The sequence below is a fragment of the Pseudobacteroides sp. genome (assembly GCF_036567765.1).
GTDB lineage: Bacteria > Bacillota > Clostridia > Acetivibrionales > DSM-2933 > Pseudobacteroides.
Genome location: NZ_DATCTU010000095.1, coordinates 97,846 through 113,791 on the forward strand (window position 1 = coordinate 97,846; position 15,946 = coordinate 113,791).

General features: G+C 36.2%; 12 protein-coding genes. 6 read left to right on the forward strand and 6 right to left on the reverse strand.

Annotated elements, in window-relative coordinates; all coding sequences use genetic code 11:
* Positions 1-6: 6 nt before the first annotated feature.
* From VIO64_RS15030 to VIO64_RS15045, 4 genes are read left to right on the forward strand one after another with little or no spacing between them, the layout of a single operon-like run.
* On the forward strand, positions 7-1,080 hold the full coding sequence (locus VIO64_RS15030; protein WP_331919667.1) for an ABC transporter substrate-binding protein: 1,074 nt from the start codon (positions 7-9) through the stop codon (positions 1,078-1,080).
* 15 nt (positions 1,081-1,095) lie between these two features.
* Positions 1,096-2,664 carry a nitrogenase component 1 gene (locus VIO64_RS15035; protein WP_331919669.1) on the forward strand — a complete coding sequence of 523 codons (1,569 nt, stop codon included), beginning with the start codon at positions 1,096-1,098 and terminating at the stop codon, positions 2,662-2,664.
* Complete coding sequence (locus tag VIO64_RS15040; protein ID WP_331919671.1) at positions 2,665-4,002, forward strand: nitrogenase component 1; 1,338 nt, start codon at positions 2,665-2,667, stop codon at positions 4,000-4,002.
* A 33-nt stretch (positions 4,003-4,035) separates the two neighbouring features.
* Positions 4,036-4,449, forward strand: a complete 414-nt coding sequence (locus VIO64_RS15045) for a NifB/NifX family molybdenum-iron cluster-binding protein (protein ID WP_331919673.1) — start codon at positions 4,036-4,038, stop codon at positions 4,447-4,449.
* Positions 4,450-4,541: 92 nt separating this feature from the next.
* On the opposite strand, the gene nifB is transcribed toward VIO64_RS15045, so the two are convergent.
* From nifB to VIO64_RS15065, 4 genes are all read right to left on the reverse strand, one after another.
* On the reverse strand, positions 4,542-5,804 hold the full coding sequence (nifB, locus tag VIO64_RS15050; RefSeq protein ID WP_331919675.1) for a nitrogenase cofactor biosynthesis protein NifB: 1,263 nt from the start codon (positions 5,802-5,804) through the stop codon (positions 4,542-4,544).
* 15 nt (positions 5,805-5,819) lie between these two features.
* Positions 5,820-6,677 (reverse strand): ABC transporter ATP-binding protein, encoded by an 858-nt coding sequence (locus VIO64_RS15055; protein ID WP_331919677.1) that lies wholly within the window; start codon positions 6,675-6,677, stop codon positions 5,820-5,822.
* A gap of 56 nt (positions 6,678-6,733) precedes the next feature.
* Positions 6,734-7,516, reverse strand: coding sequence for a nitrogenase component 1 (locus VIO64_RS15060; protein ID WP_414705292.1), 783 nt, complete (start codon positions 7,514-7,516; stop codon positions 6,734-6,736).
* A 113-nt stretch (positions 7,517-7,629) separates the two neighbouring features.
* Positions 7,630-8,421, reverse strand: coding sequence for a nitrogenase component 1 (locus VIO64_RS15065; protein ID WP_331919679.1), 792 nt, complete (start codon positions 8,419-8,421; stop codon positions 7,630-7,632).
* Positions 8,422-9,018: 597 nt separating this feature from the next.
* Here VIO64_RS15065 and VIO64_RS15070 point away from each other — a divergent pair.
* Both VIO64_RS15070 and VIO64_RS15075 read left to right on the forward strand, forming a co-directional pair.
* On the forward strand, positions 9,019-10,698 hold the full coding sequence (locus VIO64_RS15070) for a sensor histidine kinase (RefSeq protein ID WP_331919681.1): 1,680 nt from the start codon (positions 9,019-9,021) through the stop codon (positions 10,696-10,698).
* A complete protein-coding gene (locus tag VIO64_RS15075) occupies positions 10,673-12,232 on the forward strand; it encodes a response regulator transcription factor (protein ID WP_331919683.1) in 1,560 nt (519 codons plus the stop codon). Before VIO64_RS15070 ends, VIO64_RS15075 begins: the two co-directional genes overlap by 26 nt.
* A gap of 11 nt (positions 12,233-12,243) precedes the next feature.
* Here the strand turns inward: VIO64_RS15075 and VIO64_RS15080 are convergent, their stop codons facing one another.
* Positions 12,244-13,746, reverse strand: coding sequence for an ABC transporter substrate-binding protein (locus VIO64_RS15080; RefSeq protein ID WP_331919685.1), 1,503 nt, complete (start codon positions 13,744-13,746; stop codon positions 12,244-12,246).
* Positions 13,747-13,866: 120 nt separating this feature from the next.
* Complete coding sequence (locus tag VIO64_RS15085; protein ID WP_331919687.1) at positions 13,867-15,852, reverse strand: CotH kinase family protein; 1,986 nt, start codon at positions 15,850-15,852, stop codon at positions 13,867-13,869.
* Positions 15,853-15,946 lie beyond the last annotated feature (94 nt).

Consider the following 15,946-nt stretch of genomic DNA (forward strand, 5'->3'; position numbering starts at 1 on the left):
ACTATCATGAGAATTTCCAAATTGAAATTTTTAACTTTATTTATAATTATATTAACTTTATTGGCAGCTAACACAGGCTGTGGCAAATCTGAAGACAAAGGGGATAACACAAACAGCAATTCATCAAATACTTCTTCACAAAAAGAAAAAAGCGATAATATGCCTTCTTCTGACAGTGATGAAGAATCAGGCTTTGACATTATAAAACTTCCAAGCTCTGCAAATCCACTTGGTGTGGATACCATCGCTGTAGCAGAAGAGCTGGGACTTTTCAAGGAACAAAAGATTAAAATCGAAAGGGTTGGTATTGTTCCATGGGCACAGCTTATTCCTTCGCTTATCTCAGGTAAGCTTGACTTTGCAAGCGGTCATATAAACCGTGTCGCAGCTGCTGTTGCTGCAGGTGCAAAAGTTAAAGCAGTTGCTGCAAATACTTTAACAACAAAGGAAAAGCCCCATATGACTTTTGTTGTTAAGGAAGAAAGCCCTATAAAAACACCAAATGACATTTTAGGTAAGAAAGTTGCAATAATGGCCTATGGAGGATGTAATGAATATACTCCATATGAATACCTGAAAAAGAATGGTCTCAGTGACCCTAAAGGTAAATTTGAAATTGTAACTGTACCTGCTGGAAAAGAAGAAGAAACCTTAAGAAAAGGTAATGTAGAAATTGCCGGAACACATGACGATCCTGCCAACCTATTGGGCCGCGGCGGTGTAAGGATACTCTTTACCGATTATGACATATGGGGTGATGTCGGAGGTCAAGCACCTTATTTTGCAGCCGAATCATACCTTCAAAAAAAAGCTGATCTCGTAAAACGTTTTGTAACAGTAATCGGAAAGGTAAACAAGTGGATTAATGAAAACCAGCAGAAAGCCATAGAGATACATGCAAAAAAATATGAAGTTGATGCTGCAAAGGTAAGAGTTAATTATTTTGTATCTGATGCAGTCATAAAGGAAGATACAGTTAAACTCTGGATAGATATTTTAAACGGCTACAAAGATTTAAAAAGCCAGATATCACCTCGCGATATATATACCAATGAGTTTAACCTAAATTTTAACAAGTAAAGGGGAGGTAATTTTATGGGTTTATTAGAAGATAAAGTTGTCCCTGGTAGGGAAGAACGTATAAAAGCCAGTATGGCTTATGGAGGATCAGCCTGCGGTTTGGTTAAGGCAGATAAGATTTGTCTTAGAAACCAGGAAAGGACATTTGCACAAGCAGGATTATGCCAATTGCTTCCTACATTGGGAATGCTGGCTTCTCTGCCTGATACAGCTATAATTGTACATGGTGCTATTGGTTGTGCTTCAACCGGATTCGGTGCCAATATCGGAAGCAGATTAAGGCATGTGCAAATGGGTAGAACAGCTATCAAAGATACCATTTGGATATCAACAAATCTTTCTGAAAGTGAAGTAGTGCACGGTGGAGAACAAAGATTGGAAGATACTATATACGAAACATATGAGGAGTTAAAGCCTAAGTCTATAGTTGTTCTTCAGACATGTGCCCCATCAATTATAGGTGATGATCTTCACAGTGTAATTGACAGGGTGAGAGAAAAACTTGATATACCTATCCTTGCATCAACATGCGAAGGTTTTAAAACCAAAATTTGGGCAACAGGTTATGACGTAGCATTCCATGCCATCGTTCACGGTTATATTGAAAATGACAAGGAAGGCCGCCCTCCCCGTAAAGAAGGCCGTAAAGAGGGTGAAAAACCTCTTGTAAACATCATAAATCTTGCATCCGTTGGCCTGACAGACGAAAATGAAATCAAAAGAATTCTAAACAGCATAGGTATTGAAGTCAATATCGGTCCAAACTTTGCTTCAAGAGAAGATATCAGAAGAATGACCCAAGCTGATCTTACAGTAAGCATTTGCCCTACCCACGATGATTACTTTGTGGATTACCTAAACAAAGAATACGGAATACCATTTGTTTTAAGGGATATGCCAATCGGTCTTGAAAACACCAAGAACTGGCTTTTAGATATTGCAAGCAAAGTAGGTTTGCAGAAAGAAGCAGAAAAATTCATTGAAGAAGAAACTAAAAAGACACTTAAAGCAGTAGAAAAGTATACTCCATATTTAAAAGGCAAAAAGGTCTTCTTGAGTGCCGGAGAGTTCAGGGCATTAGTTACAGGGCTTCTTATTCAGGAACTGGGTATGGAAGTAACAGGCCTTAGAGCTTATCATCACGATTACTTTGGCGATGAGTTTTATACAAAGCTTGTAAAAGCACAAGATGGTAAGGATTTTGTTGTAGACATCGCAAATTTCCAGCCCTTTGAGCTTATGAATATTTTACAAAAAGTCAAACCCGATCTCTTTATAGGTCATGTATCTGACAATCTTTCTGCAGCAAAGCTTGGTTTCCCTGCAGCAACCATTTTCAGAATCTTTGATTATTATATTGGTTACAGAGGGTTTTATGAATTCGCAAAGAAAATGACCAGGGTTTTAAAGAATCCGGCTTTTAATAAAAAGTTATCTGAAAATGTTACACATCCTTATAAAAACCAATGGTATGAAGAAAATCCTTTTAAATATATTAAAATAGTTAAAAGTGAAGATAATGATGGCGATATTAAGGAAATTGAAAATTCCTTTGATTTTGCATCTTTGAAAGGAGAAATTTAAATGAGTGGATATATAGAAAGACCGCGTTACCAATGTGCACTTGGAGGAGCATTGGCAACATTAAATTCTGTTGACAGGGCTGTTGCAATAGTTCATTCAGCCCCAGGTTGCAGTTCAAGTGCTGACAGTGCTGCAAATGTAGGAAGCGGTTATTGGGGAGCCACATACTGCGGTGGTAGAGCAACACCAAGCACAAACATACTTGAAAAGGAAATTATATTTGGTGGCGAAAGTAGACTTAAAGAACAAATCGAATCTACCTTCTCCATAATAGATGGTGATTTGTTTGCAGTTATAACAGGATGTATGACTGATATTATAGGTGATGATGTAAAATCAATAACAGAAACATTTAGACAACAAGGAAAAAATATTGTTGTAGCTGAAACCGGAGGATTTAAAGGAAACTCATCTACAGGTTATGATCTAATACTGGAAGCAATTTTTACCCAGTTCACCGAAAAAGGGCTTGAAAAGAATCCAAGACTGGTAAATATATTAGGGCTGGTTCCATCCCAAGATGTTTTCTGGAGAGGTAACCTTATTGAGCTAAGAAGACTTCTTATTGAGCTTGGGATTGAAGTAAATACATTTTTTACTCCATTTGATAATACCAATTCTTTAAAGACTGCATCAAGTGCAGCTCTAAATATTGTATTATCAAATGTTCACGGTATAAACGCTGCAAAGGCTTTTAAGGAGACCCATGGAACCGATTACATTTCTCTTCCTTTTCCAATAGGCCCAAGTGCTACGAATGAATTCCTCAAAGAGGTCGGTAAAAGTCTTGGCATATGCAGCAACAAAGTTGATGAGGTTATTGAAAAAGAGAAAGCATGGTATTATAGTTACATACATAGCCTCACTGATATATATAACGACCTTGATCTCCAACGAAACGCTATTGTAATAGGAGATGCAAACTATGGATATTCAATAACCAGGTTTGTATCCGATGATTTAGGTTGGATTCCTGCATATGTTGCAATTACCGATATACTGGAAGATGATCAAAAAGAACTCATAAAAAAGCAATTTGATTCCTTTTCTCACGATCTGAGGCCAAAGCTTATATTTGAAGAAAACACAAGCCGAATATCAAAACATATAAATGAAGACCTTAGCAGCATCGAAAGCGAGTTTGACCATGCAATAAGTCCAGCTTTCGTTTTGGGAAGCACATTGGATAGGCCTTTAGCAGCAGAGCTAAAAGCCGGTTTCTGGAGTGTATCATATCCAATAGTAAACAGGGTTGTGACTGATCAGGGTTATGTTGGATATCGCGGCGGACTTAGGCTTGCAACCGAAATATTCAGTGTAATTTTAGGAAATAGATAAATAACTATGACAATATGAAAAGGAGGTCATCCTATGGCAAAAATAGCTGTTTCAAGTACTGATGGTGTACTTATTAATGAACACTTTGGAAAAGCCAAACTATTCTATATTTATGAAGTGACTGAAAGCGATGAAGTTAAATTTATTGAGCTGAGAGAAAACACACCGCACTGCTCAGGTACTTATGACCATGGACAGATTGAAGAGGCCGTGAAACTCCTCTCAGATGTGAATGTGGTACTTACCGCTCACATAGGGCCAACTGCCACAGGAATTTTACAAAGTACAGGTACTTCTGTTTATACTTTATCAGGCCCCATTGATAAAGCCCTTAATACATATGCAAAAAGACGTAAGATACTTGAAAATATAAATATAAGCCCCATAGACCAATGCTCACCTTCAGGTGGCTGTTCTTCCGGTGGATGCTCCGGAGGATGCAGATAGCAAAGTAGAAAATCAAATTTAAAAGATACAGAACCATTATGTTTACGGTTCTGTATCTTTTTTAGCATCTAATAGAATATGAATACTTATTTTTAAACTTTTAAAAACGAGCCTATCAATAATTGTGATACCTTCTTTATTTCATCCTCAATATTCCCATAAACCTGCACAACCAACTTGCCTTTGCCTTCCAATATCTTTTGCGGAGAATGGCCGATTCTCATGGTTAAAATAACATCACAATCCTCAATTGTTTTAATAATGCTATCCAATCTTTCATCCTCATCGCATTCACTAGGACCGTTACAGAACTTTTCAACAGCTCTGGTATCAACAAATTCTACTCCACCCTTTTCGTACTTATAAATTCTATATTCTTTTGCATGACCAAAATGTTCATCAATAACTTTACCGCTTCTTGTAGACACCGCAAATGTATAACTAAAATCTGTATTTTCCAATAGATTCTCTTTTTTAGAATGTGAAGGAATTTCTCTAAAATCCTGAGAACAATCTTCATCTAGAGTTCCTATTGCATCTGCCCTGCATTGCTTGCAATGGTACATTTGTTTTAAATGAACCTCACATGACTTCCTAATGTCATTAAGTTCCTTATTACTGGTAAGGGGCATATCTTCGAATACGCTTCCCGATGCAGGAATAAGAGGCATTATATTACTTATGAATACGCCCAATTTTTTTACAGTCTTTATAACTTCTTCAATCTTTTCATCATTTATTCCTTTTATCATAACAACATTAACTTTTACAACAATCCCAAGAGCAACTAGCATCTTAATTCCTGCCAACTGGTTTTTTAAAAGTATTTCTGCAGCTTTTTCACCGGCATGCCTTATTCCGAATATATTTACTTCGCTGTAAATTTTGGCACCTATTTTGGGATCAATGGCGTTTATAGTAACAGTAATATGTGTAACTCCTAGCTTCACCAAATCTGATGCATAGTACGGCAGCAAAAGTCCGTTTGTGGAAAGGCAAAAGGTAACATCAGGATCTACTTCACGTATAAGCTCAAGGGTTTTTTTTGTATTTTCAAAGTTAGCCAGGGCATCGCCAGGGCCAGCTATTCCTACTACTTTCAGATTCGAAAGTTTATTCTTTACTTTTATATATCTTTCAAGTGCCTCATGGGGATTTAGCACATCACTTGTCACCCCAGGCCTGCTTTCATTAACACAATCGAATTTACGGTTGCAATAATTACACGATATATTGCACGCAGGTGCTATAGGAAGGTGAATTCTTGCACTCTGGCACCCTCCGCTGTAGCAGGGGTGGCTCTTTGTTTTTTCTTCCAATTCAGCATTTATAAAGTTATTAACATTACTTATCATAATTAGCCCCCACTTCTATAAAACAGCAGTCGCAGAAATCTCACTTGCAATGTCTACTCCACTGTTATTATCATCTCTTATTTGCCCATGACCATTATTTAATGATTCATATACTTTATGCTTAGCCCAGTTGAAATCGGGCGAAGATCTTATATCACCTATTCTTCTGGGCCTTGGGAGGTTTACCTCAATTATCTCTTTTATAGTGCCTGGATTTACAGACATTACAGCAACCCTATCAGCTAAAGCAACAGCTTCATCAATGCTATGCGTTACAAATATTATTGTCTTATTTGTCTCTTCCCAAATTCTTAATAGCTCATCCTGCAAAATCTCTCTTGTCTGAGCATCTACAGCTGCAAAGGGTTCATCCATCAGAAGAACCTGCGGATCATATGCAAGAGCTCTTGCAATGGCCACCCTCTGCTTCATACCACCGGATAGTTCATAAGGAAACCTGTCTTCAAAACCTTTCAATCCAACAAGTTCAATAAATCTTCTGCTTATACCCTTTCTTTCATTTTTGGGAGTACCCTTAATCTCAAGACCAAATTCCACGTTTTGCCTTACAGTTCTCCAAGGCAAAAGTGCATAACCTTGCATAACAATTCCCCTATCCAAAGCTGGCCCTGTAATAAGCTTTCCATCTATAAAAATCTGTCCCCCGTTAGGCTTTGCCAGTCCTGCTATAATGTCTAAGAGAGTTGATTTACCGCACCCGCTGGGACCTACGATTGTTACAAATTCGCCTTGCTTTACTGTAAGATTTACATCCTGTATTGCCAAAAAATCTTTCTTCTGCTTTGAATTATTTTTATTTATTTGGTAAACCCTGCTTAAATTCTGTATAACTATTTTGTCTTTACTTGCCATACAATTCACTCCTTTATGTACAAAATGGATTTTTACTATATATAGGGATATCATTTTCATCCTATCAAAGCTTCACTCTGGTCAATATATTTAAAAGGATCATCCTTGTACCATTCCTTATGGTACGGGAGGCGTGTATTTTCCGATATGTTTTCATTAAAGGATGGGTTTCTTAAAAGTCTAGCTATTCTTCTTGCAAATTCAAATACACCCTGATATCCGAGATAGTTTATTGTCTGCCCAAATATAGGGAATACAGGTATGTCATCATTTCCAGGCAGTTCTTCCAAAAGCTCATTTCCAAACTTATCGAAGTGATAGCCCTTCATACCCGTTACTTCCATTCCCAGGCTCTGTAACAGCTCGGCTGTAGTTACAACTCTTATCTCACCGCCTGCCAAAAAAACCTTCTTTCCTTTAAGAATTTTCTTAAACGGTGCAATTGCTTCCTCAAGCTGTCTTGTCTCAGATTCAATGAACTTTTCGGCAGCCTCCTCAATCCCAAAAAACTTTGCAATGTCTCTAATCCATATATTTGTGTGCTTAATTCCAATTGGAATAGTTTTTAAAATAAACGGTAAACCAAAAATATCTTTTATATGCTCTACAAAATAATCATCATGGGTAGCACATATGCTTACATTCAGTGCTGCATCCTGCACATTTCCAAAATCATCAGGATGGGAATAGCAAGGTAAAAACCTTGTATTTAAGTCCAATGCTTTTAATATTCTTGTCAGTTCATCCTCATCAACTCTGCTCATGGAAGATACATTAAGAACATTCACCGTTTTACTCACTTGCAGCTTTCTTTTTAAAACTTCAATCTCATCCTCCATGATACTGCTTTCCTCCTTCGTTTCTGATAGGAGATTTCTTAAAATCCCGTGATAGACGGCATCATAAGCGGTAGCCATGATCTTTGTTTTAAAGCCCTCACAATGGACAGGCACTATCTTTGCTGACCTATCACCAGGACAAATTCACTGGTGGCTTTAGCACCTATTGGAAGTGGTGCATTTATATAAGGTACATTATGTACTTCTTCAAAAACCTTAGCTGCATCACTTCCGAAAGTGTCGGATACAACAATATTTAAAGATGCTTTTGCAGCATTTTTTAGGTTATCTAAGGTTTCATTGCTTCCAAAAAAAGTATTTACCTTGAGTCCAAGCTTTGATATGATTCTTTTTAATTCATTAAGATTTCCTTTCCAGAAAACATCCTGTACCGGTACTATTCCAAACAAATTAACAGTTCCAGGCTCTTTCTCATCTGATTTTTCAACATAATCACGAAACAGGGTCTCTAAAACCAGATCATATCCTTTATAGGAATTCCCCTTAAAGCCTCCTGTATCACTACTTAAGACTGTTTTATTACTGCGGTTGAATCTTTTTACTACAGAAGCCGTGTCATCTCCTATCATTTCAACCATGCAGCCGGTAACTACAAAATACAATTCCCCGTCAATCACCTTTAGTGTGTTTTCGATTTGCTCCTCCAGCCTGGCCTCTCCACCAAATACAATCTCATTTTCATATACGTTGGAGCTTGGTAATGCCTGACCCCCGCAATAACTACTACCTGAGTATCCTCCCCCGCCATTTAATGCATTGGATATATTTCCGCCACATCCGGCAGCAGCATGAAGAATCGGAATAACACCCGGCAACGCATTCAAAGTTCCTATTGCTCCCCCTAATGCACATAAATACCTTGGTCTGTCTACAAATTTACTCATTGAAACTCCCTCCAAACTAAGCTACTAAAATTTCCTAGACATCAAAAAAGCAAAACCACTTTACTCTAATGAGTAATATGATTTTGCCTCCAGTTTACTGGTCAACACTTTAATTACGTTTATTCCTATTAATCTGATATGTTTAATTAACTTTAATTTTAAATCTTTATTCTTCACATGTCAAGAACTTTTGCAAATTAATTGGTAATTTTCCTATATGTTTAATATGTTTTTACAGCAGAATTTGTCGGAGTAATGCCAAACTCCTCCTTAGAGACTCGATTGAATGTTCTTTCTGAGCCGAATTCATATTTGTACGCAATAAAACTTCTGTGATATCATTAAGGATTTAACACAGAAGTTCAAACAATGATTTTTCTGATATAATTAGAGTATTATGTAATTTCAGTTATTACTAAATTTCCGGGTGGTTATATGTTTATCAATTTATATGAACGATATATTAAGCGAAAATTATTCAATAAAATATTTATTATATTTTCATCAGTTGCTGTGATTTGCTTTTTTCTTTTTGCATATATGGCTTGTTTAAATATAAATCTTTATTTTAAGAGCAAGTCCAAAGAAGCAAATGAAATGGCAGCGGCAAGCGTACATTCATATATTGAAGAAAAAACAAATGAATCTAGGGATATCATTGATAACATTTATACCAATAAAATATTATATACCGAAATTCTGTACCTCATGGAAAACGGTTATAACAAACATTTAGAATACAAGATGAATAAGCTTTTTGAAAGCCAGGATAACAAATACAATGGATTTGAGAACTATTTCAACTCATGTCTTTTAAGAGACGCTGGCATGACAGGAATCAGCATATACAGCATCAAGCAGGATGAAGCATTTGTATACTCTCTAAATTGTGGTGTTGTATTTCCTAAAGACGGTTATGTAATTAATGCCATAGGAAAATTTAACAATAGCTTTGAAAGCCTAAGGATACTGCCTAGTCATAATGCACATTATCTTAGAAACAGTAACCGGAAAAATGTTTTTTCCATGGCTTATATAGTGAAAGAAAAATTCACTTCAAATAACCTGGGGTTTATAGTTATTGATTATGCTGTAGATAGTATAAAAAACAAGCTTTCAGCATCGGCTAAAGAATATCATGTTGGAATCACAGTCTTTACACCGCAGGGCGGAATAATATATGACTTATTAGGCAAACCCGAATATCATAATCTTTTCAGTGATTTAAAAAATAACAATACTTCATCAGCGATACACAAAAACAATATGATACATACCATTACTTCGGGAAGTGTGGGTATTGTAACTGCAGCTGTTCTCCCGAGACAATCTGTTTTTTCACATTCTTCCGTGTTTACAAAAACTATATTTTTTATTGCGTGTATTTTTATAATAGCTATTTTGGTTTTTACTGCCTTTTCTATCAAGAGGTTTTCAACAAGGATTGCATCACTTGTTCATGGTACCAAAATTATAAAGCAGGGAAACCTTTCCTATAGGATTGATGCGGCAAAAAACGGAGATGAGCTAAGTGAGATTGCAGTGAGCTTTAATGACATGTGTGAGGATTTGAAAAATTATATCGATAGGGCATATGTGTCGGAAATAAATCAGAAAAATGCACAGATAAAAGAACTGCAAGCCCAGATTAATCCTCATTTTCTGTATAATACCCTGGAATCCATAAGAATGAGGATTTTAGCAGGAGAGAATAAGGAAGCCGGAGATATGATTTATCTTTTATCAAAGTATTATCGCAGTACCGTAAAGGAAAAAATGGTTATCAACATATGGGAAGAAATAAGACATGCCAAAATGTATGTGGAGCTTCATAATATTAGATCTTCCTACGTGGTTTTTGTAAAATTCAATATTGAAGAAGAGCTATCGGACTACGGAATTCTTAAGCATACCCTTCAGCCTCTTATTGAAAACTATATTTGCCATGGCATCAATATGGAGCGGGAGGATAATCTACTTAACATAAATGTATACAAAAATGAAAAAGACATATTTATATCCCTTGAAGACAATGGAAACGGAATCTCAAAAGAAAAGCTTGACGATATAAAGGAAAATTTGGAAAGAGGCAGTAATAATACACAAAGTGGCATTGGAATTAAAAATGTGCATGACAGAATTGTATTGTTTTTTGGAGAAGGATATGGACTCACAATAAAAAGCAGTACAGGACAGGGAACTTCTATAACCATAAGGATTCCTGCAATACCAAAGGAGGAAATGGAAGTATATGTACAAAGTTTTCATCGTGGATGACGACCCTGCTATTGTTAGAGGTCTAAAGAATATAATTAACTGGGAAGAGTATGGGTTGAATATCCCTGAGACAGCATATAGCGGACTGGAGGCATGGAAACTTATTGAAAGCAGTACTCCCGATATACTCATTACCGATATTAAAATGCCTTGTATAGATGGGCTGGAGCTTATAAGGAGAGTTAAGCAAATAAAGCCTTGTACTCATTTTATAGTATTGAGCGGCTATGATGATTTTGAATATCTGAAGGAGTCAATCAAGCTTGGCATTGAGAACTATATATTAAAACCTGTAAATGTAGAGGAATTGACATCAACTCTGTTAAATATACTTGAAAAGCTTCAAAACACCCGGGTAAGTCCCATTGATTTTGAGAGGGATAAGGATATAATAAGAAACAATGTCCTCTACCGACTTGTTACAGGTTCAATAAGTGAAGAGGAATTAAATGAAAGACTGTTCCATCTTAACATCAAACTTAATGGACCTCTTACGGTTTGTGTATTTAGAGCTTTGGAGAGTAAGACATGGAAGACGATACCTGGCGATATTATGGCAAACATTGAAAAAATATGCACCAAAGTTATTGATAAGCATGAATTAGGGCCTACTTTTCGTTCTCCTGAGGGAAATATTCTGTTATTGATTTGCTGTAATAAGGAGCTTCTTGAGCCACTTATGCTAAAAGATGTGCTTCTTGAGTGTATGATGGAGGTGAAAAATTCACACTGTATCAATCTTTTTATTACTGCGGGAAGCTATGAAAATAACTGGAGAATGCTTGAGAAAAGTTATAAAAAAGCGATAGAACTTCAGCAATATTCAATAATACTGCCTTTTGACAGTATACTAGACAGTGAAATCGAAAAAGATACTTCTAAAATACAAATAAGGGAAATACTTTCTTTTGATGAGTTGAAGAGGTTTATAGCTTCAAAAGATGTTGACGGACTACTATCTTATATTGATGGCATATTCGTAAGGATAGGAAACTTGAAAGGCATTACGCCATACTTTGTTCAGAATACTTCGGTGGAAATACTTTTTTCCATAATAAACATAGTCATCAGTACTCCGGAGGGAAGCAATGTGCTGGATCAGGAATTGCATAGGCCTGTTTCGGATATTTTCAATCTACAAAGCCTGGAAGAAATAATAGAGTTTACTAAGAACAAGGCTAAAAGTATTCTTCAACACCTTATATATAAGCAGAAAAACCTGCATCCAATCATAAAAAGGGCAATGAAGCATATAAAAACGAATTATTCCAAAGATATTTCCCTTAAGTGCCTGGCTCATGATTTCAATATCAATGCCAATTACTTAGGACGGCTTTTCAAGGAAGAGCTGGGAGTGTATTTTACCGATTATCTCAATACAATAAGAGTAGAAAAAGCTAAGGAGCTTCTGCTGAGCACAAACAAAAGCACAAGAGAGATTTCAATTGAGATTGGTTATTCTGATCCAAATTATTTTTACAGCTTGTTTAAAAAATATACAGGTATTTCACCCTCTGAATTTAAAAATCAATAAAACTTAAAATGCTACTTTTTTATCCTCTTTTCGAGAAGCCATGTATCAAGCTGATTCTGCTGCTGGGCCATCACTTTATCAAGGCCTGCCGCTTTGTATTTTTGAATAATTTTCGGCAGGTATATTTCAGGGTCAACAGCACCAACAAAGAGCGGTCCTTCGAATTCTTCGGTGACCTCGGTAATCTTCTCAATCTCGTTCTTAACAGGTTCAGGGTCAAAATTAAATTCAAGTAGTGGCGAAATTATTGGTGAAGCATTAAAATTCTCAATATCCTTTGATATGTTTTTTGAATAAGAGGAAAGCGTATAAGAAAGCTTCATGTTTCCAAATGTGCATGGCTCTATATGATATGAATTATCCAACAGCTTAATTGCGTTTTCTCCTGTTTTTTGGTAATGGATACCCTCTATTCCGTAAGCTATCAAATTGAAGAGATACTTGTCTGTATTAAGCAGTTCCAGAAACATGACTGTCCTTCCAGGGTCCTGGGAAGTTGATGATATGGCGTGCATGAAGAATACCGTATCCTTTTTTGTTATAAAAGGGCTACCTATGGGAACAACAGTAACATCATAACCCAGTTTTTCCTTCAGTTTGCTTTTTAAAAGTGGGTTATAGGATACTGAACCAGCAAACCAGTTTCCTGCATTTTCAAAGTTACTGACATTTTTTAATGATGCTGCATCCTTTAAAATATACCCGGCTTTATACCACTTGTGCATGAGTGACAAATAATTTTTAAATTCAGTAATCTCCATGGCATTAACAACCTTGTAGCCTGTCCTATTATCCAAATACAGACCGCTTGGCACCTGTTCCTCAACCCTTTCCATAGGCATAGAAAATGCATGACAGGAATAAGGATAAATGAGGTAGGGAACAACATCCTTTTCTTTTTCCTTAATTATTTTAAGCATAGGTTCAAGATCTTCTATTTTTTTAATATTGGACACATCAACCCCATACTTGTCCGTATATTTTTTATTTAAAGAAATTCCCCACTGATGTGCGAGATCCTGGTTTGCCGGAAGGGTATACAGTTTATCCTTAACCCGGGCCCCGTTAAGAAGTATTTGCGGAAGTGCATTCAATGTACCCTTACCGTACTTTTCAAGGAGAGGGTCAAGCTCAATAAAGGACCCCCTTAGGGCATTATGAGTGTAGCTGTTCATCCAGACCGATGTAAAGCAAATATCAAATTTCTCACCTGAGGAAATGGCCGATTTAAGCCTATTATCATAATCGGCTTCTGGAATCAATCTCATTTCCAGGGTTGCATTTATTCTTTTTATTAAATATTCATTGACTTTTTTAAGTACTAGCTGCATATCCTTTTGGGTTTTATGAGCATGATACCATATAATTTTGTAAGGTGGGAGTGACTTGCCGTTTTTATTACTTTCAGCCATCATAGCGTCTCTATTAAAATCAATACTGGAGGAGCTTCCTTTTATATTGAAGAATAACATAATTAAGATAAAAAATATTATTGCTTTTTTAGTATTCCTCATGCAATACCCTCCGTAATTTCCTTAACATAAATAAAAACCTGCACACCTTGAATGTATCAAAATGGGCAGGTTTTTTCAACTCTATTGGATTTATTTTTTTATTTATTTCATAGATTGGTATTAGTCGCTGACTGTTTTATTGAAATTTAAAGCAATAATAACTGCATCAGCCATATTTATTGAACCATCATTGTTCAAATCACAAGAAGCTTTATAATTGCCGTCTCCTACAACTGAATTGAATATAGCTGCCATAAGAACCACATCAGACATGTTAACAGCACCATTTCTGTCTATGTCACCTATAAGTACTTCGGTTGCAGATTTCTTTATAAGACTTAAGTTATCAAAGGTAACAACTGTACCGTTAAAAGTGTCGCTGCCAAGGCTAAATGCAAGAGCACAGTTAGAGTCATCTACTTGGACTGTAAACTTAGCTTCGTAATGTTGAGGCTCATTAGTGATGTTTAAATTACCTAAATGAAGTGGTGACCAAGGTGCATGATTTAGTTGAACAGCGAATGGAAGCAATCGTCCATCGGTACATTTGTAATCGAATGAAAGTACATATTCTGCTCCCTTTTCCAGCATAAAACCTGAGGCAATCGCCTGGGTAGCCCAACTTTCTGAACCCCCGTTTTGAACTGCCACAGCAATTCCTGTGTCGGGTAAAATTTCATAGGTCATTTCGTTTCCAAATGCAAGAATTGAACTTAATTCCAGTAAATTGGACTTGGCAGATAATTCTTTGCCGTCTTCCTTTACAAATATTCCATTTATAAAATCTTCATTATTAAAATGGTCTTTTAGCCAGCTTACACGCTTGGACAGCCAATTGCTAAGATACATGTAATGGTCTTTATATGTTGGAAGTTTAACTATTTCCTCTGGTGAGATGTTTGTCTGCTTTCCTAAAATGTTCCACTTATCAAAATTTCTGCAATAAGACTTATAATTGGATTGGGCTTCTGTAATAACTATATTTGGCAGGTCATTTAATTCGTTTTGAAGTTCATTCCAGCGTTCTTTTACTAATTTGCGGAACCAATTATTTGAAAGTGCATTGCAAAACCATGGATTTGAGTTTGCATTTACATTTAAGACAGTATATGGGCTAAATCCTGCCCATGAGTCAAATCCCTTTACACAGTTTGCATTCCCCATAGCCAGATCAAAATCCCACATAGGGCCAAAGCAAAGTTTTCCGTTAACATCTTTATACATATAGAAGCTGTCCCAGCCGGCATCAACATTTTTTACAATTTCATTGCCAATGTATATATCAACTAATGAGTCAAGGTCAATATACTTTTTTACATTCTCCTGATCGCCATTTTTTAATGCGTTATACGATTCCTTAATGTAATTGGATATGTAATTAATCTGCTGGCCTTTTATTGCTGCAGTTTCAGACAATTCACTTTTTATTACATAGCTTGCTGTATCAACGTCAAACTTATTTTCCCCCTCATATCTGGACATTTCAACTAAATAACCGTTGTTTTCGACTTCATCAGGTGCTTCTTCGATTGCTACACGATTTTTATTAACGTTATTGTCCTCACATAGCAGATAAACACCTTGATATTCACCGTTAAGATATAATTCTATAGAGCGGCAGTTCGGCGAATAAGACATACCGGTAAGTTTCTCTGCAAAACTATATGCTGTAAGATTTCTTAAAAGAGAATGGTCGGAATGATTAGCTATTAAAAGCCAAGGCTTTCCTTTACCGTCGCCAATACCTAATAAGTTTTGTTTTTCTTCAAATTTCATTTTATAGCTTTTCTTTTCTGCGTACATGGAACTGCTGCCGCGGAGTTTTACCAATGTAGCCATATCAGTCATTTCATAAATACCTTTGTCATTAATTATGCTGATTTTTGCATCAGCATATACTTCATCAGAACTGATTTGGCCTCCGGAATTGGTGTTTATTGTAAGTATTGGCATTTCAAGCTGATTATATTCAGTATTTAATGAAGCCACTGTGGTATTTCCTGTTTCTGACGCATACACTTTTTCTTTACATTCCCATCCAAACATACTTATAGCTAAAACCATAACCGTTAATGATATTGTTAAAGCGGGTATTTTTACTTTCATAGCTATAATCCTCCTATTCTAAGCTTATTAAGGAATGATTAAAGAATTACTTCCCCTTGCGAGTGTGAGTTCACGAAATTAAGTGGACTCGAAA